Origin of the sequence: Sphingomonas sp. AP4-R1 (assembly GCF_013113735.1) — a bacterium.
Taxonomy (GTDB): Bacteria; Pseudomonadota; Alphaproteobacteria; order Sphingomonadales; family Sphingomonadaceae; genus Sphingomonas_I.
On record NZ_CP053346.1, the window covers coordinates 1,331,961 to 1,356,602 of the forward strand.

General features: G+C 68.2%; 19 protein-coding genes. 13 read left to right on the forward strand and 6 right to left on the reverse strand.

The window, feature by feature from the left end; genetic code table 11:
* Positions 1-22 precede the first annotated feature (22 nt).
* The 4 genes from HL653_RS06565 (at position 23) to HL653_RS06580 (ending at position 8,682) form a co-directional block, all read left to right on the forward strand.
* Entirely contained in the window at positions 23-3,211 is a 3,189-nt protein-coding gene (locus HL653_RS06565; RefSeq protein WP_171743810.1) for an efflux RND transporter permease subunit, read from the forward strand.
* Between the two features lie 118 nt (positions 3,212-3,329).
* Entirely contained in the window at positions 3,330-6,620 is a 3,291-nt protein-coding gene (locus HL653_RS06570) for an efflux RND transporter permease subunit (RefSeq protein WP_171743811.1), read from the forward strand.
* Positions 6,617-8,059, forward strand: coding sequence for an efflux transporter outer membrane subunit (locus HL653_RS06575; protein ID WP_171743812.1), 1,443 nt, complete (start codon positions 6,617-6,619; stop codon positions 8,057-8,059). The genes HL653_RS06570 and HL653_RS06575 overlap by 4 nt, the downstream gene beginning before the upstream one ends.
* Positions 8,026-8,682: a phosphatase PAP2 family protein gene (locus HL653_RS06580; RefSeq protein ID WP_171743813.1), complete on the forward strand. Its 657-nt coding sequence runs from the start codon at positions 8,026-8,028 to the stop codon at positions 8,680-8,682. Before HL653_RS06575 ends, HL653_RS06580 begins: the two co-directional genes overlap by 34 nt.
* 128 nt (positions 8,683-8,810) lie before the next feature.
* Here the strand turns inward: HL653_RS06580 and HL653_RS06585 are convergent, their stop codons facing one another.
* On the reverse strand, positions 8,811-9,794 hold the full coding sequence (locus HL653_RS06585; RefSeq protein ID WP_171743814.1) for a hypothetical protein: 984 nt from the start codon (positions 9,792-9,794) through the stop codon (positions 8,811-8,813).
* Here HL653_RS06585 and HL653_RS06590 point away from each other — a divergent pair.
* Both HL653_RS06590 and HL653_RS06595 read left to right on the forward strand, forming a co-directional pair.
* Positions 9,775-10,785 carry an adenosine deaminase gene (locus HL653_RS06590; protein ID WP_171743815.1) on the forward strand — a complete coding sequence of 337 codons (1,011 nt, stop codon included), beginning with the start codon at positions 9,775-9,777 and terminating at the stop codon, positions 10,783-10,785. The two genes, HL653_RS06585 and HL653_RS06590, sit on opposite strands and share 20 nt — an antisense overlap.
* Positions 10,782-11,303, forward strand: coding sequence for a phosphoribosyltransferase (locus tag HL653_RS06595; protein WP_171743816.1), 522 nt, complete (start codon positions 10,782-10,784; stop codon positions 11,301-11,303). Before HL653_RS06590 ends, HL653_RS06595 begins: the two co-directional genes overlap by 4 nt.
* A 147-nt stretch (positions 11,304-11,450) precedes the next feature.
* Here HL653_RS06595 and HL653_RS06600 read toward each other — a convergent pair whose 3' ends face one another.
* The 5 genes from HL653_RS06600 to hpnI form a co-directional block, all read right to left on the reverse strand.
* Complete coding sequence (locus tag HL653_RS06600; RefSeq protein WP_171746818.1) at positions 11,451-12,521, reverse strand: lysylphosphatidylglycerol synthase domain-containing protein; 1,071 nt, start codon at positions 12,519-12,521, stop codon at positions 11,451-11,453.
* Complete coding sequence (locus tag HL653_RS06605; RefSeq protein WP_171746819.1) at positions 12,518-13,339, reverse strand: ferritin-like domain-containing protein; 822 nt, start codon at positions 13,337-13,339, stop codon at positions 12,518-12,520. Before HL653_RS06605 ends, HL653_RS06600 begins: the two co-directional genes overlap by 4 nt.
* Positions 13,340-13,415: 76 nt before the next feature.
* A complete protein-coding gene (gene hpnK / locus HL653_RS06610; protein ID WP_171743817.1) occupies positions 13,416-14,225 on the reverse strand; it encodes a hopanoid biosynthesis-associated protein HpnK in 810 nt (269 codons plus the stop codon).
* Between the two features lie 4 nt (positions 14,226-14,229).
* Positions 14,230-15,678 (reverse strand): hopanoid biosynthesis associated radical SAM protein HpnJ, encoded by a 1,449-nt coding sequence (hpnJ, locus tag HL653_RS06615; RefSeq protein ID WP_171743818.1) that lies wholly within the window; start codon positions 15,676-15,678, stop codon positions 14,230-14,232.
* A complete protein-coding gene (hpnI, locus tag HL653_RS06620; RefSeq protein WP_171743819.1) occupies positions 15,675-16,808 on the reverse strand; it encodes a bacteriohopanetetrol glucosamine biosynthesis glycosyltransferase HpnI in 1,134 nt (377 codons plus the stop codon). The genes hpnJ and hpnI overlap by 4 nt, the downstream gene beginning before the upstream one ends.
* Positions 16,809-16,944: 136 nt before the next feature.
* Between hpnI and hpnA the strand changes: the two genes are divergently transcribed.
* Genes hpnA through HL653_RS06655 form a run of 7 tightly spaced genes read left to right on the forward strand, consistent with a single transcriptional unit; the run spans position 16,945 to position 24,627 of the window.
* Entirely contained in the window at positions 16,945-17,937 is a 993-nt protein-coding gene (hpnA, locus tag HL653_RS06625) for a hopanoid-associated sugar epimerase (protein WP_171743820.1), read from the forward strand.
* Positions 17,934-19,055, forward strand: a complete 1,122-nt coding sequence (locus HL653_RS06630) for a glycosyltransferase (protein WP_171743821.1) — start codon at positions 17,934-17,936, stop codon at positions 19,053-19,055. The genes hpnA and HL653_RS06630 overlap by 4 nt, the downstream gene beginning before the upstream one ends.
* Entirely contained in the window at positions 19,052-19,888 is an 837-nt protein-coding gene (gene hpnC, locus HL653_RS06635) for a squalene synthase HpnC (protein ID WP_171743822.1), read from the forward strand. The genes HL653_RS06630 and hpnC overlap by 4 nt, the downstream gene beginning before the upstream one ends.
* On the forward strand, positions 19,878-20,720 hold the full coding sequence (gene hpnD / locus HL653_RS06640; protein WP_171743823.1) for a presqualene diphosphate synthase HpnD: 843 nt from the start codon (positions 19,878-19,880) through the stop codon (positions 20,718-20,720). The genes hpnC and hpnD overlap by 11 nt, the downstream gene beginning before the upstream one ends.
* Complete coding sequence (gene hpnE, locus HL653_RS06645) at positions 20,717-21,985, forward strand: hydroxysqualene dehydroxylase HpnE (RefSeq protein WP_171743824.1); 1,269 nt, start codon at positions 20,717-20,719, stop codon at positions 21,983-21,985. Before hpnD ends, hpnE begins: the two co-directional genes overlap by 4 nt.
* A gap of 9 nt (positions 21,986-21,994) precedes the next feature.
* On the forward strand, positions 21,995-23,962 hold the full coding sequence (gene shc / locus HL653_RS06650) for a squalene--hopene cyclase (protein WP_171743825.1): 1,968 nt from the start codon (positions 21,995-21,997) through the stop codon (positions 23,960-23,962).
* Complete coding sequence (locus tag HL653_RS06655) at positions 23,950-24,627, forward strand: hopanoid-associated phosphorylase (protein WP_171743826.1); 678 nt, start codon at positions 23,950-23,952, stop codon at positions 24,625-24,627. Before shc ends, HL653_RS06655 begins: the two co-directional genes overlap by 13 nt.
* Positions 24,628-24,642: the final 15 nt, after the last annotated feature.

The window sequence follows — 24,642 nt, forward strand, 5'->3', positions numbered from 1 at the left end:
GCCGGCGGGCGGGCTCGGGCGCATGAACGCGCCCGTGCACGCCCCGCAGGAGGAGTTGGTCGAGGTCGGCTCCGGCCGTGCCAATCCCTCGCGCGGCTTCATCCTGAGGCCGGTCGCGACGACGTTGTTCATGATCGCGATCCTGCTCGCGGGTCTGGTCGCCTATAAGTTCCTGCCCGTCTCGGCGCTGCCGCAGGTGGATTATCCCACCATCCAGGTTCGCACGCTCTATCCGGGCGCGAGCCCCGACGTGATGGGCCTCACCGTCACCGCCCCGCTGGAGCGCCAGTTCGGCCAGATGGCGGGCCTGTCGCGCATGTCCTCCGTCTCCTCGGCGGGCGCGTCGGTCATCACGCTGCAGTTCAATCTCGATCTCACGCTGGATGTGGCCGAGCAGGAGGTTCAGGCGGCGATCAACGCGGCGAACACGCTGCTGCCCGCCGATCTGCCCGCGCCGCCCATCTACGCGAAGGTCAATCCTGCCGACGCGCCGGTGCTGAGTTTGGGCGTCACCAGCGCCACCCGTCCGCTCGCCGAAGTGCAGAATCTGGTCGATCAGCGCATCGCCAACAAGATCGCGCAGATCTCCGGCGTCGGCCTTGTTTCGCTGTCCGGCGGGCAGCGCCCCGCCGTCCGCATCCAGGCCAATGTGCAGGCACTCGCCACGCGCGGCCTCTCGCTCGATACGCTGCGTACCGCAATCGCTGCAGCCAACGTCAACGGCGCCAAGGGCAGCTTCGACGGGCCGACGCGCAGCTGGTCGATCGATTCGAACGATCAGCTCGCCACCGCGAAGGACTATAAGGATCTCGTCATCGCCTACACGAACGGCGCGCCCGTTCGCCTCAGCGATGTCGCCAACGTGATCGACGGATCGGAAAATACCCGCATCGGCGCGTGGATGAACCGCCAGCCCGCGATCATCGTCGACGTCCAGCGCCAGCCGGGCGCGAACGTGATCGGCACGGTCGACATGATCAAGTCGGTGCTGCCCGATCTCGAAGCGACCATGCCGGCCAACGTGCATGTGACGTTGCTCACCGATCGCACCACCGGCATCCGCTCTTCCGTGCACGATGTGCAGATGGAACTGGTGTTCGCGGTCGTGCTGGTCACGCTCGCCATCTTCCTGTTCCTGGGATCGATGGAGGCGACGGTGATCGCGTCCATCGCCGTGCCGCTCTCCATCATCGGCACGTTCGCGGTGATGCACCAGCTGGGCTACAGCCTGAACAATCTCACGCTGATGGCGCTCACGATCGCCTCGGGCTTCGTCGTCGACGATGCGATCGTCGTGACCGAGAATATCGCGCGCCATCTGGAAAACGGGATGAAGCCCCTCGCCGCCGCGCTGAAGGGCGCGGAGGAGATCGGCTTCACGATCATCAGCCTTACGGTCAGCCTCGTCGCGGTGCTGATCCCGCTCCTGTTCATGGGCGACGTGGTCGGCCGTCTGTTCCGCGAATTCGCGGTGACGCTGGCGGTGACGATCCTGATCTCGGCGGTAGTGGCGTTGACGCTCGTGCCCATGCTCTCGGCCCGCTGGCTGAAGAGCGAGGCGGAGACGAAGCGACCCCATTTCGTCGAAAAGACGATCCAGTGGTTCGACATGATCGGCCACCATTATTCGCGCTGGCTGGATTGGGTGCTGCTGCGTCAGGGCCTCACCCTGCTGGTGTTCGCGGGTTCGGTGGCGGTCACGGCCCTGCTGTTCGTGATGATCCCCAAGGGCCTGTTCCCGGTGCAGGATACCGGCCAGCTGCAGGCCGTGATCGCGACGCGACAGGGCATCTCCTTTACCGCCATGTCCGAACTGCAGGGCAAGGTGGCGGATGCGATCCTGCAGGATCCGGACGTCGACAGCCTGAGCTCCAATGTCGGTGTCGACGGGCAGAATGCCGCGCTCAATCAGGGCCGGATGCTCATCAACCTGAAGGACGAGCATCCCACCAATCAGACGCGGCTGATCCGTCGCCTGCAGCAGCGCGCGCACGATGTGGCGGGCGTCATGCTCTATATCCGCCCCGTGCAGGATCTGACGATCGATGCCGAGGGCGGGCCGACCCAATATCGCTTCGCGCTGCAGGGCGCCGATCAGGACCAGATACAGGGTTGGGCGAAGAAGCTGATCGCCGAACTCCAGACTTTGCCCGAACTCGCCAACATCACGTCGGACATCCAGAATGACGGGCGCGCGGTGACCGTGAAGGTGGATCGCGACACGGCGGCGCGGCTGGGCATCTCGGTCGCGACGATCGACAGCGCGCTCTACAATGCGTTCGGCCAGCGCATCATCTCGACCATCTTCACGCAGACCACCCAGTATCGCGTGATCCTGGAAAGCCAGCCGGGGATGCTGACCAATCCGCAGATGCTGGCCCAGCTGTATCTGCCCACGTCCAGCGGCACCTCCGTGCCCCTCTCCACGGTCGCCCGCTTCGTGGAGGGCACGGCCCCGTTGCAGGTGACGCGCGTGGCGCAGTTCCCGGCGGCGACGATCGGATTCGATCTCGCGCGCGGATCGAGCCTCGGCCACGCCGTGGATGCGATCACGGCGGCGGAGAAACGCATCGGCGTGCCCGAAGCCTCGATCACTACCACCTTCCTCGGCGCGGCCAATGCGTTCCGCGCCAGCCTGCAGAATGAGGTGTGGCTGATCCTGGCGGCGATCGTGGTCGTCTATATCGTGCTGGGCGTGCTCTATGAGAGCTTCGTCCATCCGCTGACGATCCTGTCCACCTTGCCGTCCGCGGGCGTCGGCGCACTGCTCGCGCTCTGGATCACGGGCAATGATCTCGGCGTGATCGGGATCATCGGCATCGTGCTGCTGATCGGCATCGTGAAGAAGAACGCGATCATGATGATCGATTTCGCGCTGGAGGCGCAGCGCGAGGAAGGGCGCGATCCCGATACGGCGATCCGTCAGGCGGCACGCCTGCGTTTCCGCCCGATCATGATGACGACCTTCGCGGCCTTGTTCGCGGCGCTGCCCCTGATCTTCGGATCGGGCATGGGCGCGGAGCTGCGCCAGCCGCTGGGCCTCGCCATCGCCGGCGGCCTGATCGTGAGCCAGGCGCTGACGTTGTTCACCACGCCCGTCATCTTCCTCCAGTTCGAGGCGCTGTCGCGTCGCTGGGGCGGCAAGGCGCAGCAGCGCGAGCTGCCGCTGGAAGCCCCGCCCGCCCCCTTGGCGCCGGGAGTGGCGGAGTGATCCGCGCGCGCGCCGTCTTTTCGTCATTCCCGCGAACGCGGGAACCCAGCTCCACCGTTCGGCAGCTGGGTTCCCGCGTTCGCGGGAATGACGGCGAGGGTACCGTGGTGGCAGCCGCATGAATCTCTCCGCGCCCTTCATCCGGCGGCCGATCGGCACGTTGCTGCTCACGGTCGGGCTGATGATGGCCGGCATCGCGGCCTTCTTCGCCATGCCGGTGTCGCCGCTGCCGCAGGTGGATTTCCCGACCATCTCGGTGCAGGCGAGCCTCTCCGGTGCCAGCCCGCAGACGATGGCGACCAGCGTCGCCTCGCCGCTGGAAAAGCGGCTGGGCACGATCGCGGGCGTGACGGAGCTGACCTCGCAGTCCGGCATCGGCTCGGCGCGCGTGACGCTGCAATTCGATCTGTCGCGCAATATCGATGGCGCCGCGCGCGACGTGCAGGCCGCGATCAACGCCGCGCGGGCGGATATGCCCACCACGCTGCGGACCAATCCCAGCTATCGCAAGATGAACCCGGCCGACGCGCCGATCCTGATCCTCGCGCTCACGTCCGATACGCGCAGCCCCAGCGAGATCTACAATTCGGTCTCGAACGTCGTGCAGCAGAAACTGCTGCAGGTGCAGGGCGTGGGCGACGTGGAACTGGGTGGCGCCGCGCTGCCGGGCGTCCGTATCGATCTCAATCCGCTGGCGCTCGCGCGTTACGGTATCCCGCTGGAGGATGTCCGCACCGCCCTGTCCTCGGCCAGTGCGAACCGGCCGCGCGGCGTGCTGGAAGGCGGCGGCATCGCCTATCAGATCTATGGCGATCTGCCGGGCCTGAAGGCGAGCGACTATGCCCCGATCGTAATCGCCTGGCGCAACGGCATCGCCGTGCGGTTGAGTGACATCGCGCATGTCTATGACGGGCCGGAGGATATCCGCACGATGGGCTTGTTCAACGGCAAGCGCGCCGTGAACGTGATCATCAGCCGCCAGCCCGGCGCCAACATCATCGCAACCGTCGATTCGGTGAAGGCGCAGCTGCCCAGCCTCGCCGCTGCGATCCCGCCGGACATCAAGCTCAGCGTCGCCTCCGACCGCACCACCACGATCCGCGCCTCGCTGCACGAGGTGGAGATCACGTTGGTGATCGCCACGTTGCTGGTGGTGTTCGTCGTCTCGATCTTCCTGCGCTCGCTGCGCGCGACGATCGTGCCCGCCGTCGCCGTGGTCGCCTCGCTGTGCGGGACGATGGGCGTGATCTATCTGCTCGGCTTCAGCCTCAACAATCTCTCGCTGATGGCGCTCACCGTCGCGACGGGCTTCGTCGTCGACGATGCGATCGTGGTGCTGGAAAATATCAGCCGCCACATGGAAGAAGGCATGCCGCGCCGTCAGGCGGCCCTGATCGGCGCGCGGCAGGTGGGCTTCACCGTCCTCTCCATCTCGATCAGCCTCGTCGCGGTGTTCATCCCGCTCCTGTTCATGAGCGGACTGATCGGGCGGCTGTTCCGCGAATTCGCGGTGACGATGACGGTGGCGGTGCTGATCAGCCTCGTCATCTCGCTCACGACCACGCCGATGCTCGCCTCGATCATCCTGCGCGACAATTCGGAGAAGAAGCCCGACGGCCGCCTCGCCGCCTTCGCCGAGCGGCGCTTCCAGCGGATGCAGGCCGGCTATGAGCGCGCGCTCGACTGGGCGCTCGCCAATCGCGGCGCGATGCTGATCCTGCTGGGCGGCGCGGTCGCGCTCAACATCTTCCTGCTGGTAATCGTCCAGAAGGGCTTCTTCCCTGAGCAGGATACGGGATCGCTGATGGGCGGCCTGCGTGCAGATCGCAGCATTTCCTTCCAGGACATGCAGAAGAAGCTCACCTCGATCGTCACCCTGATCCGCAAGGATAAGGATGTCGCCACGGTGGTGGCCTTCACCGGCGGCAGCCGCGCGGGCGGCGGCTTCATGTTCGTGACGCTGAAGCCCAAGAGCCAGCGCGGAAGCAGCCGCAGCGTGATCGATCGGCTGCGGCCGAAGCTCGCCAAGATCACGGGCGTCGCGACCTTCCTGATGCCCGTTCAGGACATGCAGGTGGGCGGACGGGCCGGCAATTCCTCCTACCAATATTCGCTCAAGGCCGACGATACGGACATGCTGCGCGATGCGGCGGACAAATTGATGGTGGCGATGAAGAAGGATCGCCGCCTCACCGATGTCGACACCAATCGTGCCGATGGCGGCGCCGAAGTCTATGTGAAGGTGGATCGCGACGCGGCGACGCGGCTGGGCGTCACCACGCAGGCGGTGGACAATGCGCTGTACGACGCGTTCGGCCAGCGGCAGGTCTCGACCATCTATTCCGGCCTCAACCAATATCATGTCGTGATGGGCGTGGCGCCCGAATATACCGGCACGCCGGAGGCGCTGCGGGATGTCTATGTCCCCGGCCGGCGCGGCACGACCGTGACCACCACGAGCAGCGCCACCAATGCCACCAGCAGCAGCGTCTCCAGCGGCACGAGCAGCACGGCGACGCAAACCGCGGCGTCGTCGGTGACGACCAGCACCGCCGTGACCGGCTCCACGCCCGTCTCGACGACGGGCCAGCGCGACACCACCACGGGCTCCGCCGTGAACACCAGCGGCGCCACGATGATGCCGCTCTCCACCATCGCCGAATGGGCGACGGGCTCCACCGATTCGCAGATCAATCACGAGGATGGCGCGCCCTCCACCACCGTCTCCTTCTCCACGGCGACGGGCGTGTCGCTGGGCGAGGCCTCGCAGGCGATCGCGCAGATCCAGCAGGATCTCCATCTGCCGACGGGCGTGGTCGGCGGCTTCGCCGGCACCGCCAAGGTCTTCCAGCAATCGACCGCCTCGATGCCGGTGCTGATCATCTCGGCGCTGGTGGTGATCTATATCGTGCTGGGCATCCTCTATGAGAGTGCGATCCATCCGCTGACCGTGCTTTCCACACTTCCTTCGGCCGGGATCGGCGCGGTGATCGCGCTGATGCTGTCCGGGTCCGCCTTCGATCTCATCGGCCTGATCGGGCTCATCCTGCTCATCGGCATCGTCAAGAAGAACGCCATCATGATCATCGATTTCGCGCTCGATGCGGAGCGCACGCGGGGCCTGTCACCGATGCACGCCATCCGCGAAGCCTCGCTCCTCCGCTTCCGCCCCATCCTGATGACCACGCTCGCCGCCGCCTTCGGCGCGCTGCCGCTGGCGATCGGCTTCGGCGAGGGCGCCGAACTGCGCCGTCCGCTGGGCATCGCCATCATGGGCGGCCTCGTCGCCAGCCAGTTCCTGACCCTGCTGACCACGCCCGTCGTCTATCTGGCGCTCGACAAGTTCCGCCGGCGCAGCCCGCGCGAACGGATGCTGGGCCGCCTCGGCGCGGAAGGCCTGCCCGCATGAGCCGTCTTCGCAGCGCGCTGTCCGCGATCGTGGTGCTGGCGCTCTCCGGCTGCAGCATGGCGCCCACCTATCATGTGCCCGCGACGGCGAGTGCTGCGAGTTTCAAGGAAGCGCCGGGCTGGCAGCCGGCCGCGCCCGCCGACGATGTCGCCAAGGGCCAGTGGTGGAAGCTGTTCGGCGATCCGGTGCTGGACGGGCTGGAGGCGCGGGTCGCCGCCAGCAACCAGAATGTGGCGTCGTTCACGGCAGCCTATGCGCAGGCGCGCGCGGCTGTGCGCGAGGCGAGGGCGTCGCTCTTCCCGTCGGTGAGCCTCAGCGGACAGGGGACCAGCGCGGGTTCGTTCGGCAGCACGCAGACGACGATCATCGGCAGCAACGGCACCACCAATGGCGGCGGCAGCCGGCGCTATTCGGTGAGCCTCGGCGGAACGTGGGAGCCGGACGTGTTCGGCCGCATCTCCTCCGGCCTGCGCCAGCAGAAGGCGCTGGCCGAGGCCAGCCAGGCCGATCTCGCCAATGCGACGCTGGCGGCACAGGGCGAACTGGCGGCCGATTATGTCCAGCTGCGCGGGCTGGATCAGCAGAAGATCGTCTATGAGGAGACGATCGCCGCCTATGATCGCGCGCTGAAGATCACCACCAACCGCTACGATCAGGGTCAGGTGGCGCGCGTCGACGTGCTGCAGGCGCAGACGCAGCTCGCCAATGCGCGCGCCACCTCGGCCGATATCGATCGCCAGCGTGCGGCGTTCGAACATGCGATCGCCGTGCTGGTGGGTGAAAATCCCTCGACCTTCAGTTTGCCCAAGGCGCCGTGGAGCCGGGCCGTGCCGCAGGTGCCGGGCATCTTGCCGGGCACGGTGATCGAGCGGCGGCCGGATATCGCGGCGGCCGAGCGGCGTGTGGCGGCGGCCAATCAGGGCATCGGCGTGGAGCGCGCGGCCTTCTTCCCGACCTTCACGCTGACGGGCGACGTCGGCACGCAGGCGAGCCGTCTGGCGACGCTCTTCACGGCCGCCAGCAGCATCTGGTCCTACGGTGCCTCGACCGCGCTGACCCTGCTGGATTTCGGCGGCCGATCGGCGCGGGTGGCGCAGGCGCGCGGCGCCTTCGACCAGGCCGCCGCCACCTATCGCCAGACGACGCTGACGGCCGTGCAGCAGGTGGAGGACGAACTCGCCGCCACGCGCGTGCTGCAGACCGTGTCCGAACAGCGCGGCGCGGCGGCCGTGGCCGCCAATCGGGTGGAGCAGCTGACCCAGAACCAGTATCTCTCCGGCCTGATCGTCTATACCGACGTGATCACCGCGCAGGCGACCGCGCTCAGCGCGCGGCAGCAGGAGATACAGGCGATCGTGGATCGGCAGGTTTCGGCCGTCACGCTCATTCAGGCGATCGGCGGATCGTGGCCGGCATCGGCTCCGGCGGCGGGCGCCTGACCCGGCCGGCGCCGCTGGCGTGGACGGCGGCGCTGCTGCTGCTCGGCCTGTTCGCGCTGGATGCGTGGGCGGCGTTGAGCGGGGCGAGCGACCGGGTCGATCATTTCGCGCTGATGTGGCTGCGCGATCCGGGTGACGCGCGCAGCCTGATCGTGCCGCGCTGGACGCTGCAGGGGGCGATCCTGTTCACCGATATCGGCGGCGCCGCGATCCGCGCGCCGCTGGCGGTGGCGGGCGCGATCGGGCTCTACGTCTCCGGACGGAGGCGCGAGGCGATCGCGTTCACGCTGGCGGTGGCGAGTGCGGCGATCGCGCTGCCGCTGCTCAAGGTGCTGTTCGGGCGGGCGCGGCCGGATGCCGTCTGGCAATTGGTGACGGAGAACAAGGCGAGCTTCCCGAGCGGCCACGCGCTGGGCGCGGCGGTCACCTTTCCGTTGCTGGGCCTCTTTACTGGCCGGGGGTGGGCGTTGTGGGCGGGGGTCGCGCTGGCGCTAGCGATCGGACTCAGCCGCGTGTTTCTCGGCGTGCACTGGCTGAGTGACGTGGCGGGTGGCTGGCTGCTCGGCGCGGCGTGGATCTGCGCGACGCTGGCGGTGATGGGCGGTCGGGGGCGCGGGAATTAGGCCTGCGTCGTTGCGAGCGTAGCGAAGCAATCCAGTCCCGACGTTCCAGAACCGCATCGCGGCCCGTGCCGCGATGCTGCAGACGAGCAGGCGGTTCTGCGCGAAAACCCAACCCGCCGTGCGACCATTCACCCCGGATCGAACGCGCACCGCAGGGTGAGGCTGCGCGGCGCTGCCGAATAAGCGATCTCGGCACAGCGCGAGAGGCGGTCGCGGCCGATCGTCACCCATGGCTGCGCGCCCTGCGGACGCTCGACCCGCGCCACGACGATATCGGCCTCCATGTCTTCGGCGGGGAGCGCGTTGTCGCCCCGGAAATCGGCGGTGCGGACGAGCAGATCGGGAAAGCGGAAACCCGCGATCACGGGCACGCGGCCGAAGGCGATCGGCCGGGCGGGGCGCGTCACGCCGAACAGTACGGGCAAAGGACGGGAGGCGCCCGCGAAATGGCCGTCGAAACGCTGTGCGAGAATGGCGCCCGCCGCCGCCGTGCCGCTGGAGACATCGGCCTCGGGCGAGAAACGCAGCATCATGTCCGGGCCCAGCGCGGGGGCGGGGGCGGAGATGCCGGTGCGTTCGTCCAGTCGAAGCGGCAGCACGATCGTGCCGGTATCGGCGGGCGCGGCCACGTTACGCCAGAGGATCGTGGCGTGGGGCAGGAGATCCGGGCCGATCACGCCGTCCGCGCCCTCGGCGGCGATCCGGCCATGTTCCGCCACCAGAACCTGCCGTTTCACGTCTTCGATCACGAGCCGCGTCTCGGCATTGCGGCCCCAGAGCGTGACGCGGCCGACCGAGATGTGGCGCCCCGCGCTCCAGGCCAGCGGCAGGCGCGCGGCGGCGGCCGGGTTCAGCTCGATCACGTCCCACTGGCCCAGCTCCACGCGCAGACGGAAGGGCTGGCCGCCCAGCTCCACCGCGATCACGGGATCGGCCGCGTCGAGAATGATCTGCTGGGGCGGCGCCTTGATCCGGGCGGTGGCGGGGGCGGCGGCCGCGACGATCAGCAGCGCCGCTGTGAGCGCGGCCCTGTACGGCGCCCCGCCGCTCGGGCTAGGAAAGGACTTCCGCGACCACCATCGAACGGCCCGCATGACCGACAGCGATTTCATCACCGGCCTGCCCAAGGCCGAGCTGCACCTCCATATCGAAGGCAGCCTCGAGCCCGAGCAGATGTTCGCCTTTGCGCGACGCAACCGGATTTCCATTCCTTTCTCCGATGTGGAGGAGCTGCGCGCCGCGTACAGCTTCAACAACCTCCAGGACTTTCTCGATATCTACTATCAGGGAGCCGACGTGCTCCGCACAGAGGAAGATTTTCGCGATCTGGCACTGGCCTATTTCGAGCGGGCCCATGCCGACGGCGTGAAGCATGCGGAGATTTTCTTCGATCCGCAAACGCACACGGCGCGCGGCCTGCCCTTCGGCGTGGTGGCGGACGGGCTGCTGGCGGGCATGGCCGATGCCGAGGCGCGCTTCGGCCTGACCTCGCAGCTGATCCTCTGCTTCCTGCGCCATCTGGACGAGGATGATGCGTTCCGCACCTTCGCCGATGCCGAGCCCTGGTGGGGCAAGATCGCGGGCGTGGGGCTCGATTCGTCCGAGGTGGGCCATCCGCCGTCCAAGTTTGCGCGCGTGTTCGATGCGGCGGGACGCGAGGGGCTGAAGCGCGTGGCGCATGCCGGCGAGGAAGGTCCGCCGGATTATGTCTACGAGGCGCTGGATCTGCTCCACATCGATCGTCTGGATCATGGCAATCGCTCGCTGGAGAATCCCGAGCTGGTCACGCGGCTGGCGCGCGAGGGGATGACGCTCACGGTGTGCCCGCTCTCGAACCACAAGCTCTGCGTGGTGGACGATCTGGCGCAGCATCCGATCGCGGACATGCTGGCGCACGGCCTGCGCCCGACGATCAATTCGGACGATCCGGCCTATTTCGGAGGCTATGTGGCGGACAATTATCGCGCGGTGGCGCCCTTGCTGACGCGCGAGCAGATCGCGACGCTGGCGCGCAACAGCTTCCTCGGTTCCTTCCTCGACGATGCGGCGGTGACGCGGCATATCGCGGCGATCGATGCCTTCGTCGCAGGAGACGTTCAGTGAGCGAGCCGGTTCTGGTCCCCGTCGCCTACGAGCAGTTCGTGGCCGACGTGCATGCCATCGCCGACGCGATCGCGGCGAGCGACTGGCGGCCTGATCATATCGTGGGCATCGGCCGCGGCGGCCTCGTCCCCGGCGCCTATCTCTCGCACCGCACGGGCATCTCGCTGCTGTCGGTGGATTATAGCGCGGGCGTGCCCGGCTTCTCGGACGAGCTGCTGCTGAAGCTGGCGCACGAGACGAAGGACGGCACCTGCATCCTGCTGATCGACGACATCAACGACAGCGGCAAGACGATCGTGGCGCTGCGGCAGGCGATCCTGGGCGCGGGCGGCGATCCGGCGTGCCTGCGTGTGTCGGTGCTGATCGACAATGTCCGCTCGCCCGCCAAGATCGACTATCGCGCGCGCACGATCGATCGCGCCGAGGACAAGAGCTGGTTCGTGTTCCCGTGGGAGGCGATGGCTCCCAAGGAAACGCTGATCGAGGAAGCCGAGGAAGTGCCCGAGCGGCTGGCGTAACACACCGCCAGCCTCCCATATTTCCCCGTTTGCACTGAGCTTGTCGAAGCCTGTCCTGAGCGCCCGCCTTGGCAGGCAGTCGAAGGGTGCTTCGACAAGCTCAGCACGAACGGTTTTTAGGCCAGAAGCCCGGCTTGCAATCGAGTGCTAAGCGCTCGGCGCCAGCGTCTTGCGGCGCCGGAGAGTCGAGATTTCGACCAGCTGCCAGCTGATGAGGCCGACCAGAGCCAGCGCGCCGTCGCGGGCGCGCTTCACCAGTGAGAGGGCGAGGGCCGGGCCGGGCGGCAGGCCGAACAGCGGGCCCACCACCGCATAGGCGGCCTCCTGCAGGCCGAGCCCGCCGGGCACGAGGAAGGCGGCGCTGCGGACCACCGCGATCGCCGATTCGATCGCCACCATCCGCCAGAAGGGCAGAGGATGGCCGATCAGCTGCAGGATCAGCCACGCCACCGCCGCCATCGCCAGCCAGGCGAGCAGATTCCACAGGAAGCTCAAAGCGATGCGGTGCGGCGCGCGATAGAGGCGCGTCAGCTCGGCGCTCGTCTCGCTCACGATGGCGGAGAGGCCGGGCAGCACCCGGCCGGCGAGGCCGGACACGAAAGTCAGGAAACGGCCCTGCCCGAACAGCAGCGCCATGAGCAGAATCCCCAGCATCACCACGCCACCGATGATCGAGCGCCGCAGCGCCGCATGCGCCGGATCGGCGGTGAGAAGCGCCGTCGCCGCCGCGACGCCGGCCAGCGAGAACAGGATCTGGCTGGCCATCTCCGTCGCCTGATCGGCCATCATCGAGGCATAGATGCGCGGCGCGGGAATGCCGCCCGTGCGGATCACGCGCGCGCCGGCGGCCATGCCGCCGATCTGCGAGAAAGGCAGGAAATCGGACGCGGCCTCCCGCACCAGCCGGGCGAGGCTGAACAGCGGGACGCGGCGGAGCGGTTCACCCGCCGCCGATTGCCATGCCGCGCCGAGCAGCGCGAACAGGCCGATCGAAGCGATGCAGACGAGCAGGAAGCCACCGATGCCCATCTGTCGCGCCGATTCCGCGATGTCGCCCAGGCCGATCGAACGGACGAGCCAGACGGTGACGCCGAGTCCGAGCAGCAGGGCGGCCGCCCAGGCGATGCGTCCGACCGGCCCCGCGACACGCCGTTTGGCGGGCGCGGTCTGCGCGACGTCGTCGAAAGGATCGGTCAGCGGCGTGGCCTTTATTTCTATTTCGGTGCGAACTTGAGCGCGAGCCGCATCATCGCGGGCACGAACTTAGGCCGCTTCAGGCGCTTGTCATAGGGGGCCAGCCGCCGATCATTTTCGGCCAGGCAGATGCGGGCGAGTTCGGGGAAGGAAACCTCCACGCCCAGCTCCTTCGAGCCGTTCAGCGTGAAATTGTTTTCCTGCGCCCTCGTATTGTCCTTGCCCATGCCCTTGGCGATCGAGATGCGCTCGAGGATCAGCGCCATCCAGACGAGGATCACCTTCGCCTCGAAGATCGGGCGGCGCCACCAGGGCATGGTCCGCCGCCACCACGCCACCCAGTTCACGAAGAACAGGATGTGGCGGCCCTCCTCGCGCATCACCGGCTCGAACGTGTCGACCAGTTCGTCCGGAAAGAAGCCCGTATCCTTGGCGATCCTGAACAGGCCGAAGCCGAAGAAACTGTCGATGCACTCGGAATAGCCGGTCCGCATGAAGGCGAATTCGGGATCGCGTGGCACCTTATATTCCGGCTCGGGCTCGAGCTCGATGCCATAGGCCTGCACCATATCGGCCAGCACCACCTTGTGGCGGCGCTCCTCATAGGCGTTCATCACCACGGCTTCGCGCAGCAGCGGATCGCCGATCCTGTCGGCATAGGTCTTCACGTTCATCGACGCGCGGCCCTCGGTCGCGACGGCGATATCCCAGATGGGCAGGCTGACGATGCGGTTGCGCGTCTCGGGCGTCAGCTCCGGCCATTCGATCAGCGCCGGACGGTAGGGATCGTGCGTGTCGAGCAGCATGCGCGACAGCAGCCGCCGATGCTCGGGCGAGCCCATGCGGATCTGTGCGTGCGGAGGCGGTGGCGCCTCGAACGTGGCGGGTGAAATGGTGAGCGGCGCGAGTTCTGGATGCTTACGCGAAGGTACTGAAGTTGCCATGCCTCACTCCCTTGCCGACCAAAATCGACTTGGCAACCGGATCGACCAGGGCCGCCAGTTCGTCGCGATAGCGATAGCCGGGCGCGGAGCCCGGATAGACATCGGCGGTGGCGGGATGCGTGTAAATTTCGGTGAGGCCGGGGTGCAGATCGGCCAATGCCGTCTGCATGCGTGCCGCGTCGAAGGCCCCGCTCCAGGCGAGGCCCACCACCTGATCCGGCACGGAGAGGCCCGCCCGCCGCAGTCTCTTCTGCAGTTTCCCGGCCCACCAACTCTCGATGCCGCGTGCGCCATGCTCGACCGGCGCGCGGACGGATTTCATGCCGAAGCGGCGGCCGACCTTCAGGATCGTGGACGCGATCATCGGGTGCAGGTGGAAATGCTTGTGCGCGTTCACATGATCGAGCGGCAGCCCGGTGGCGGCGAAGGCCGCGAACTGCGCCTCGATCTCCGCCTCCAGCTGGCGCCGCGCGGCGGCCGAGAGCGCGATGGCGAAGGCCATACCGACCATGTCGGTGCGGAACAGTCCGTCCGCGCCGACCAGCGAGGGCACGCGCTCGGGCGGAAGGGCCGGGCGGCCTTCCACCAGTACGAGATGGAGGCCCACACCGAGCAAGGGCAAAGCGCGCGCCCGCGCGACGGCGTCGTCCACCGCATCGCCGGTCACCATCAGGCTCGCCGCCGTCAGGATTCCGTCGCGATGCGCCTGCTCGACCGCGTCATTGACGGGCAGGGAGACGCCGAAGTCGTCAGCCGTGACGACCAGTCGGCGCTCGTTCGTCATATCCTCAGGCCGCGGCTTTGCGCTTGCGGAGGAAGTCGAAGAATTCCACGCCCTCGCGCAGGCGGCGCTTCATCATGTCCCAGTCGCGCACCATTTCGCCCACGATCGCGCCGATCTTGCGGGGGCGGAAATAGAAGCGCTTGTAGAATTCCTCGACCTTGTCGAAGATCACCGCCGCCGGCAGGTGCGGATAGGAAAGCTGCGCGATCTGCGTGCCGCCGTCCGTCAGCAGATGATCGGTTCCGTCGAACCAGTCATTCTCCACCGCCTGCTTGTACAGGAAGGTGCCGGGATAGGGCGCCGCCAGCGACACCTGGATGGTGTGCGGGTTGATCTCCTTGGCATATTCGATCGTTTCCTCGATCGTCTCCAGCGTCTCGCCGGGCAGGCCGAGGATGAAGGTGCCGTGGATCACGATGCCGAGTTCGTGGCAGTCCTTGGTGAACTGCCGCGCGACATCGACGCGCAGGCCCTTCTTGATGTTGTGCAGGATCTTCTGGTTGCCGCTCTCATAGCCGACCAGCAGCAGGCGCAGGCCGTTTTCCTTGAGCACCTTCAGCGTTTCGTAGGGCACGTTCGCCTTGGCGTTGCAGCTCCACGAAATCGGGAAGCCGGGCTTGCCGAAGCCGAGCTTGCCCAGTTCGATCGCCAGTTCCTCGGTGCGCTTGCCGTTGTCGGTCAGCGTATCGTCGTCGAAGAAGATCTCCTTGATCTCGGGCATCTCCTTCAGGACGTATTTCACCTCCTCGATCACATGGCCGATCGAGCGGGTGCGATAATTGTGACCGCCCACCGTCTGCGGCCACAGGCAGAAGGTGCAGCGGCTCTTGCAGCCGCGGCCGGTGTAGAAGCTGACATAGGGGTGGCGCAGATAGCCGCCGAAATATTTCTCGATCTGCAGGTCACGCTTGTAGATGGGCGACACGAACGGCAGCGAGTCCATGTCCTCGATGACGGCACGATCCTTGTTGTGGATGATGCTGCCGTCCTCGGCGCGATAGGAAATGCCCTCCACGTCGGCCAGCTTCATGCCGTTGGCGATGTCGAGGATCGTGAAATCGAATTCGTTGCGCGCGACGAAATCGATCGCGGGCGTCGCTTCCAGCACCTTGGCGCTTTCCACCGCAGCCTTGGCGCCGATGAAGCCGATCATCGCCTTGGGGTTGCGCGCCTTGATCAGGTTGGCGGTCCGCACGTCCTGCCCGAAGCTGGGCGTGGAGGTGTGGAGGACGACCAGTTCCTTGTCGTCCATCTCATGCGCGATGTCTTCCCACGTCTGGTCGTGCGCGGGCGCGTCGATCAGGCGCGAGCCCTCGACGAGCGCGGCGGGCTGGGCGAGCCAGGTGGGATACCAGAAGGAGCGCACCTCGCGCTTCATCTGATAGCGGGCGCCGGCGCCCCCGTCATAGCCATCGAAAGAGGGCGCCTGAAGGAACAGCGTGCGTAACGTCATGGGACCGGAAACTCCTCGGGCGATGCGATGCGCCCTTTGCTGGTCATTTTAAGCATCGTTCCCCGCCAATCAACACGCCGGACCAAGAAGCTGGCCACGTACACGACGAATGACAGGAGATCGCGTGCCGGAAGCCACACCAAAGGGAGAGGTACGGAGCCGACGATGCGGGCGGTGCGGCGGGCGACGGCCAGCCGGATTGCGATGGCCGCGAGCGCTATGGCGAGTCCCACCAGCGGATAGGCCGGCAGGCCCAGCAGCGCGAGCGGGAGCGGATTGGTGAACAGCAGGCCGAGATAGCGCACGCCGGTTACGACGCGGACGGTGCCCGCCCACCGCAGTTCGTGGCGCCAGAGCGCGGCGAAGCTCGACTCGGTGCAGGCATGGGTGAGCAACAGGCCGGGCACCATCTCGACCCGCAGGCCGAGCGCTTGCACGGCCGTGCCGATCGCATGATCGTCCGCCAGGTGATCGGCCAGAGCGGGAAAGCCGCCGATCGTCTCAAGCGTTGCGCGGCGGAGCGCGATGGTGGAGCCCATGCAGGGCTGGTCCACCTTGAGCGCGAGGCTCATCATCACGGCGGGGGTGAAGCTCCAGTCGATCGCGGCGGCGAGCAGGCGCGACCACAGGCCGGCGTCGCCGCGCCCATGATAGAGGCAGGAGACGGCGCCCACGCCCGGCTGGGCGAGCGCGGCGGCGATGCGCGCGACATAATCGCGCGGCACGGCCATGTCGCTGTCGCTCAGGATCAGCAGATCGTGCGCGGCGGCGGGCATCATGTTGGCGAGGTTCGAGACCTTGGCGTTCGCGCCGAGCTTTGGCGCGTCGGTCGTGACCGCGGCGGGCAGGGCGCGCGCGATCGGCAGCGCGGGATCGTCGCGCCGGTTGGTGCCGAACACGATCTGCACCGGCGCGGGCCAGTCCTGATCGAGGAAGGTGGCGAGATTGTCGGCGAGCCGGGGCTCGGGGCCGTGCAGCGGCTTCAGCAGGGTGACCGGCTCGATCGGGGCGGCCGCCGCGCGCGGCGCGCGGGCGAACGCCTTCATCGCGACGAGGACGTGGACCTGATAGCCGATGCCGGCCACGGCCAACAGCAGGCACAGGCCTCCGAGGATTGCCGCGAGGGACATGGGGCTTCGCCTAGAACCGGATGGGCCGGGGGGAAAGTGTTATGAACACTCTGTTGCTTGTTCGCGGCGCAAAGGTGTCGCTCGATCCGGCGCGGAGGGGAGTGACGCAGGCGTTCCGGCCCGCTAGGCGACGCGCATGAACGGGATCGTGCTGGTGACCGGCGTCTCGGGCTTTCTCGGCTCGGCAGTGGCGCGCGCCCTTGCGGGCGAGGGGCAGAGGATACGCGGGCTCGTCCGCGCCTCCAGCCCACAGGGCAATCTCGCGGACTTTCCGGGCGAACTGGTCGAGGGCGATCTGCGCGATGCCGCCGCCGTCGGCCGGGCGATGGCGGGCGTGGAGCGCCTCTATCATGTCGCGGCCGATTATCGGCTGTGGGCGCGCGATCCCGAGGACATCGTCCGCAACAATCGCGCGACCACCCGTATCGTGATGGAGGCGGCGCTGGCGGCGGGCGTGGCGCGGATCGTCTATACGAGCAGCGTCGCCACGCTGCTGCCCGATCCGGACGGCCCTTCGGATGAAACGCGCGCCGGATCGCCCGAGACGGTGATCGGCGCCTACAAGCGCAGCAAGGTGGAGGCGGAGCGGCTGGTGGAGGCGATGGTGCGCGAGCGCCACCTGCCCGCCGTGATCGTGAACCCGTCCACGCCGATCGGCCCGCGCGACGTGAAGCCCACGCCGACCGGCCGGATCATCGTGGAGGCGGCCAACGGCAAGATGCCGGCCTATGTCGATTCGGGGCTGAACCTCGTCCATGTCGATGACGTGGCGAAGGGGCATCTGCTGGCGATGGAGAAGGGCCGGATCGGCGAGCGCTACATATTGGGCGGCGATGACGTGTCGCTCGGCGCGATGCTGGGCGCCATCGCCCGGCTGGTCGGGCGCCGCCCGCCGACGGTGCGCCTGCCGCGCGGGCCGCTCTATCCGCTGGCCTGGGCCAACGAGAAAGTGGCGCAGGTGACGGGCAAAGAGCCTTTCCTGACATTGGATGCGCTGCGGATGTCGGGCTATTCGATGTTCTACAGTTCGGCCAAGGCCAGGGCCGAGCTGGGCTATGCCGCGCGGCCGCATGGCGAGGCGCTGGCCGATGCGGTGGCGTGGTTCCGCACGACGGGGGCGATCCGGTGATCGCGGGCGTTATCGCATTGATTGTGCTGGCAATCTGGATCGGGTTGGCCGCCACCGGCTTCTGGCGGACCGATCAATATGATGCGCGGCTGTCGCTGGCGTCGCCGGAGCAGTGGCCGGACGTGGTGGCGGTGGTGCCCGCGCGCGACGAGGCGGACGTGATCGCGCGATCGATCGGGAGCCTCGCCGCGCAGGATTATCCGGGTAATTTCCGGATTCTGCTGGTGGATGACGACAGCAGCGACGGCACCGGCGATGTGGCGCGTTCGATCGCGAGCGACCGGGTGACGGTGTTGCGGGGCAAGACGCTCGCGGCGGGCTGGACCGGCAAGCTCTGGGCGCTGAGCCAGGGCATCGCGGCGGCAGGCACGCCCGATTATCTGTGGCTGACCGACGCCGACATCGCCCATGCGCCGGATACGCTGCGGACGCTCGTGTCGATCGCCAAGGCGGGCGACCGGCAGCTGGTGAGCTTCATGGCGCGGCTGCATTGCGACCGGCGGGCCGAGCGCGCGCTGATCCCGGCCTTCGTCTGGTTCTTCCAGTTGCTCTACCCGTTCGCCAAGGTGAACCGGCCGGGGCGGATGGCGGGCGCGGCGGGCGGCTGCGTGCTGGTGCGCCGCGACGGGCTGGAGCAAGCAGGCGGGATCGGCGCGATCCGGGGCGCCCTGATCGACGATTGTACCTTGGGAGCCTTGATGAAGACGCAGGGGCCGATCTGGCTGGGGCTCACGGATCGCTCGCGGAGCATCCGGCCCTATGAGGATGCGGGGGCGATCGCGCGGATGATTGCGCGATCGGCCTATGCCCAGCTGCATTATTCGCCGTGGCGGCTGGCGGGCACGCTGGTCGGGCTGGCGCTCGTCTATCTCTCGCCGCCTGTCTTCGCTGTATTCGGGACGGGCCTGGCGCAATGGGCCGGCCTTGCCGCGTGGCTGGTGATGGCGGCTCTGTTCCAGCCGATGCTGGCCTTCTACCGGCGCTCGCCGCTGTGGGGGCTTGCATTGCCCGGCATCGCCGCTTTCTACAGCGGCTGCACCTTCCTCTCCGCCTGGCAGCATGCGCGCGGACGCGGCGGCATGTGGAAGGGCCGCGCACAGGCGGCGCTCGGCCAATGAGCGATCTTTCCTCCGGCAAGAACCACAAGGGCGAGAATTTTCCGGTCGCCTCGATCCTGATCGCGAAGGAACATCGGCCACCGATCATGGCCTTCTACCGCTTCGCGCGCGCGGCCGACGACATCGCCGATCACCCGACCGCCCCGGCGGACGAGAAGCTGGAGCGACTGGCGGCGATGCGCGCAGGGCTGGACGGCAAGGGCGCGCCCGAGGCCGAGGCGCTGGGCCGCGTGATGAGCGCCTACGATCTGGATCCCGCCCACGCGCACGATCTGCTCGATGCGTTCGTGCAGGACGTGACGGTCAATCGCTACGAAACGTGGAGCGAACTGATCGGCTATTGCCGCCTTTCGGCGATGCCGGTCGGCCGCTTCGTGCTGGACGTGCATGGCGAGCATCGCGCGACCTGGGCCTTTTCCGATGCGCTGTGCGCCGCGCTGCAGGTGATCAACCATCTGCAGGATTGCGCGAAGGATCATCGTGCGATCAACCGCGTCTATATTCCGACCGAATTGCTGGCCCACCATGGCGGCAAGGTGGAGGATCTGACGCTGCCGAGGGCCACGCCGGGCCTGCGCGGGGCGATCGTGGAGGCGGCGGAGCGGACGCGCGAACTGCTCCATACGAGCAGCGCCTTCGCGCCGGCGATCCGATCGCGGCGGCTGGCGATGGAGGTGGCCGTGATCCAGCGGCTCGCGGAGGATCTGACCGAAAAGCTGATCACCTGCGATCCCTTGAGCCAGCGCGTTCACCATAGTAGCGGAGCCGCCGCCCTGATCGGCCTTCGGGCGGCCTTAGGCGAGCTTGTTTCAAGAGGATTTCGTGGGTCCTGACACCACACCCGCCGGGCTGCGCGCCCAGATTGCGGGCAGTTCCTTCTATGCCGGAATGCGCGTGCTGCCGAAGCGGCGGCGCGAGGCGATGTATGCCATCTACGCCTTCTGCCGGATCGTGGACGATATCGCCGACGACCAGCAGGGCGATCGCACCGGCCGGGCGAAGGCGCTGGACCAGTGGCGCGCCGATCTCGACGCGCTCTATGCCGGGCGGCATGCGGGGCAGGGGGCGTTCCTGAAGGAGGCGGTCGCGGAGTTCGATCTCGACAAGGCCGATTTCATCGCGGTGATCGACGGCATGGCGACCGATGTGGAGCGGGACGTGCGCTGGCCGACGGAGGCGGAGCTGGACCTGTATTGCGACCGCGTCGCCTCCGCCGTGGGGCGGCTGTCCGTGCGCGTGTTCGGGATGGATCGGCAGCCGGGGGTGGAGCTTTCCCATCATCTCGGCCGCGCGCTGCAGCTGACCAACATCCTGCGCGATATCGACGAGGACGCCTCGATCGGGCGGGTCTATCTGCCGCTGGAGCCGATGGTGACGGCGGGGATCGCACTGACGACACCGGCCGAGGTGACGGCCGATCCGCGCATCGACGCGGTCGCGCGGACGCTGGCCGTGCAGGCGCGGCGGCATTTCGACGCGGCGCGCGTGCTGCTGCGTTCGCGGCCCAAGGGCTATCTGCTCGCGCCCCGGCTGATGGAGGCCGCCTATGCGCGCATCCTCGGGCAGATGGAGCAGGTGGGCTGGCAGGCGCCGCGCACGCGCATTTCCGTCTCGAAGCCGGCGCTGATCATCATGGCGGTGCGCCTCGCGCTGATCGGCCGGTGAGCGCACGCGCGACCGTTATCGGCGCGGGGCTGGCCGGGCTTTCGGCGGCGGTGCGCCTGCGCCGGGCGGGCGTGGCGGTGGCGATTTCGGACAGCGCGGCGCAGGCGGGCGGGCGGTGTCGATCCTATCATGATCCGCAGCTTGGCCTGACGATCGACAATGGCAATCATCTCGTCCTGTCCGGCAACCGCGCGGTGGCTGAGTTTCGCGCGGCGGTGGGCGCGGCGCCCGAGACGCTCACGGGGCCGGACGAGGCGGCGTTCGCCTTCGCTGATTTGAGCGCGGATCTGGAGGATGGCGCGCGCTGGACGGTGCGGATCAATCGCGGGCGGCTGGGCTGGTGGGTCGCGGTGCCGGGGCGGCGCGTGCCGGGCAGCCGGATGATCGAGTATCTGGCGCTGGCCAGGCTGGCGGGAGCAGGGCCGGACGAGACGATCGCGGACCGGATCGCGACGACGGGCCCGGTGTGGGAGCGGCTGCTGCGCCCGGTGCTGCTGGCGGCGCTCAACACCGATCCGGGGCCGTCGAGCGCACGGCTCGCCTGGGCGGTGCTGCGCGAGACGATCGGGCGCGGCGGGGCGGCGATGCGGCCGCTGGTGGCGCATCCCACGCTGGCGGCGGCGTTCGTCGATCCGGCTTCGGCGTGGCTGGAGGCGCAGGGGAGCGCGGTGCGGCTCAATCGGCGGCTGCGCGCGATCCGCTTCGAGGGCGAGCATGTCGCCGCGCTGGAGTGGAGCGATGGCGTGCAGGTGGTCGATCCGGACGAGGCTGTGGTCCTTGCGCTGCCGCCGTGGGTGGCGGCCGATCTGGTGCCGGGGCTGCCCGCGCCCAAAGAGATGCGCGCGATCGTGAACGCGCATTTCGCCTTTCCCGCCAGGCCCGACATGCCGCCGATGCTGGGGCTGCTGGGAACCAAGGCGGAATGGCTGTTCGCCTTTCCCGACCGGATTTCGGTGACGGTGAGCGCGGCCGAGCATCTGGTGGATCAGGATCGCGAGACGCTGGCGCGCACCTTCTGGGGCGAGATTGGCCGCGCTTACGGGATCGAGGCGCCGCTGCCGGCGTGGCAGATCGTGAAGGAGAAGCGCGCGACCTTCGCGGCGACGCCGGAGCAGGATCGGCTGCGGCCGGGGGCTGCGACGCGCTGGCGCAATCTGTTCCTGGCGGGCGACTGGACGCAGACGGGCCTTCCCTCGACGATCGAGGGCGCGCTGCGATCGGGCGAGGTTGCCGCGCGGCTGGCGGCGGGCGCCGCGCGCCGCTAACGGCATCCGATGCACGGATCGCTTCTTTCCTCTTCCGCCGATCGGCTCGCCGCCTCCGACGAGGCCGTTTCCGAAGCGGTGGCGGCGCTGGCCGCCGCCCAGCGCGACGATGGCCACTGGGTGTTCGAGCTGGAGGCGGACGCCACCATTCCCGCCGAATATGTGCTGTTGCGCCATTATCTGGCCGAGCCCGAGGATCTGGAGCTGGAGGCGCGGATCGGCCGCTATCTGCGCCGGATCCAGTCGGCCGAGCATGACGGCTGGCCGCTCTATCATGGCGGCGCCTTCGATATCAGCGCGACGATCAAGGCCTATTTCGCGCTGAAGATGATCGGCGACGATCCGGCCGCGCCGCATATGGAGCGGGCGCGCAAGGCGGTGCTGGCCGCCGGGGGCGCGGAGGCATGCAATGTCTTCACGCGCATCCAGCTGGCCTTGTTCGGCTGCGGATCGTGGGATGCGGTGCCGACGATGCCGCCCGAGCTGATCTTCGCGCCGCGCTGGCTGCCGGTGCATCTCTACAAGATGAGCTATTGGGCGCGGACCGTGGTGGTGCCCCTGCTCGTGCTGGCGGCGCTGAAGCCTTTGGCGCGCAATCCGCGCGGCGTGCGCGTGGACGAGCTTTTCTCGGGCAGTCCGGCGGCGCTGAAGAGCCAGGCGGCGCAGAAGAGCTGGATCTGGACGGCGGGCTATACCGGGCTCGACAGGCTGCTGAAGGCGGGCGACGGGCTGTGGCCCAAGGGGCTGCGGACGCGCGCGATCAACGCCTGCCGCGACTGGGTGGTGGAGCGGCTCAACGGCGAGGATGGGCTGGGCGCCATCTATCCGGCGATGGCGAACAGCGTGATGATGTTCGATGCGCTGGGCGTGCCCGCCGACGATCCGAAGCGGGCGATCGCGCGCAAATCGGTGGAGCTGCTGCTCGTCCACCGCGAGGGCGAGACCTATTGCCAGCCCTGCGTGTCGCCCGTGTGGGACACGGCGCTGGCCGCGCACGCGATGCTGGAAGTGGGCGAGCCCGAGGCGGAGGCGATGGCCGATCGCGCGCTCGCCTGGCTGAAGCCGCTGCAGGTGCTGGATGTGGAAGGCGACTGGGCGGACGAGCGGCCGGGCGTGCGGCCGGGCGGCTGGGCCTTCCAGTATCGCAACGATCATTATCCCGATCTCGACGATACCGCCGTGGTGGTGATGGCGATGGACCGCGCGGCCGGGCGGGCCGCCGGCGGTGCGGCGGGCGATTACGGGCAGGCGATATCGCGCGGCATCGAGTGGACTGTCGGGCTGCAGTCGAAGAATGGCGGCTGGGGCGCGTTCGATGCGGACAACAGCCACGATCATCTGAACAACCTGCCCTTCGCCGATCATGGCGCGCTGCTCGATCCGCCGACGGCGGACGTGTCGGCGCGCGTCGTCTCGATGCTGGCGCAGAAGGGCGAGCCGCTGGAGAGCCCGCGCATGCAGGCGGCGCTGGGCTATCTGCGCGCCGAGCAGGAGCCGGAAGGCAGCTGGTTCGGCCGCTGGGGCGTGAACTTCATCTATGGCACCTGGTCGGTGCTGTGCGCGCTCAACGCGGCGGGCGTGGACCGCGCCGATCCGATGATCGCGAAGGCGGTCGACTGGCTGAACGCGATCCAGAATGCGGATGGTGGCTGGGGCGAGAGCTGCGACAGCTATGATCTGGCGCGCGTGGCGCATGTGGCGGCGCCGTCCACGGCCTCGCAGACGGCGTGGGCTCTGCTGGGGCTGATGGCGGTGGGCGAGGTCGGCTCGCCGGCTGTCGCGCGCGGGATCGAATGGCTCGTCCGTCATCAGGAGGATGACGGGCTGTGGGGGCAGGAATATTATACGGGCGGCGGTTTCCCGCGCGTCTTCTACCTGCGCTACCACGGCTATCCGAAATATTTCCCGCTGTGGGCGCTGGCGCGCTACCGCAACCTCGTTCGCTCGAACGATGGAGCCGTGAAGTGGGGCATGTGAGCGGCGGGCATGTCGTCCTCGCCACCGGCTTCAACCGCGAGGTGGCGTGCGTCGCGGGGCTGGCGGGCGTGGTGCCCGTGGCGGGCGGCGGCGATCCGGTGGCGTTGCGCGCGCGGATCGAGGCGGCGGCCAGGGGCGCGGCCGGGATCGTCAGCTTCGGCATGACGGGCGCGTTGGTCGACGGGCTTGTGATCGGTGACTGGGTGGTGGCCGATCGGCTGGCGGGCGCACTCGACCGGGCGTGCGATCCGGCGTGGGTGAAGGCGCTCGCGGCGAAGCTGCCCGGCGCGCATGTCGGCGGCTTTTTCGCGGACGGGCGCATGATCGACACGGTCGCCGAGAAGCTGGCGCTGGGCGAGCGGCATCGCGCGCTGGCGGTGGATATGGAGAGCCATGTCGCGGGGATGGTGGCGGCCGAGCGGGGACTGCCCTTCGCGATCGTGCGCTGCGTTTCGGATGGGGCGCGGCATCTGCTGCCGCATGCGATCACGGTGTCGATGCGGCCCGATGGCGGCGTCGACGGCAAGGCGATGATGCGCTCGCTGGCGGCGCGGCCCGCTCAGGTGGCGGATGTGGCGCGCACGGCGGCGGGCTTCGCCAAGGCGATGCGGGAGCTGAAGCGCGGCGCGATCCGGATCGGCCCGCGCATGGCCTTTGCGGGGTGAGTGGTTCCCGGCTTT

What these genes read in the sequence shown, in the direction of transcription:
- HL653_RS06565 (WP_171743810.1), top strand. Translation starts at nt 23, where the DNA reads ATGAACGCGCCCGTGCACGCCCCGCAGGAGGAGTTGGTCGAGGTCGGC.
- HL653_RS06570 (WP_171743811.1), top strand. Translation starts at nt 3,330, where the DNA reads ATGAATCTCTCCGCGCCCTTCATCCGGCGGCCGATCGGCACGTTGCTG.
- HL653_RS06575 (WP_171743812.1), top strand. Translation starts at nt 6,617, where the DNA reads ATGAGCCGTCTTCGCAGCGCGCTGTCCGCGATCGTGGTGCTGGCGCTC.
- HL653_RS06590 (WP_171743815.1), top strand. Translation starts at nt 9,775, where the DNA reads ATGACCGACAGCGATTTCATCACCGGCCTGCCCAAGGCCGAGCTGCAC.
- HL653_RS06585 (WP_171743814.1), bottom strand. Translation starts at nt 9,794, where the DNA reads ATGAAATCGCTGTCGGTCATGCGGGCCGTTCGATGGTGGTCGCGGAAG.
- HL653_RS06605 (WP_171746819.1), bottom strand. Translation starts at nt 13,339, where the DNA reads ATGGGCTCGCCCGAGCATCGGCGGCTGCTGTCGCGCATGCTGCTCGAC.
- hpnK (WP_171743817.1), bottom strand. Translation starts at nt 14,225, where the DNA reads ATGACGAACGAGCGCCGACTGGTCGTCACGGCTGACGACTTCGGCGTC.
- hpnJ (WP_171743818.1), bottom strand. Translation starts at nt 15,678, where the DNA reads ATGACGTTACGCACGCTGTTCCTTCAGGCGCCCTCTTTCGATGGCTAT.
- hpnI (WP_171743819.1), bottom strand. Translation starts at nt 16,808, where the DNA reads ATGTCCCTCGCGGCAATCCTCGGAGGCCTGTGCCTGCTGTTGGCCGTG.
- hpnA (WP_171743820.1), top strand. Translation starts at nt 16,945, where the DNA reads ATGAACGGGATCGTGCTGGTGACCGGCGTCTCGGGCTTTCTCGGCTCG.
- hpnC (WP_171743822.1), top strand. Translation starts at nt 19,052, where the DNA reads ATGAGCGATCTTTCCTCCGGCAAGAACCACAAGGGCGAGAATTTTCCG.
- shc (WP_171743825.1), top strand. Translation starts at nt 21,995, where the DNA reads ATGCACGGATCGCTTCTTTCCTCTTCCGCCGATCGGCTCGCCGCCTCC.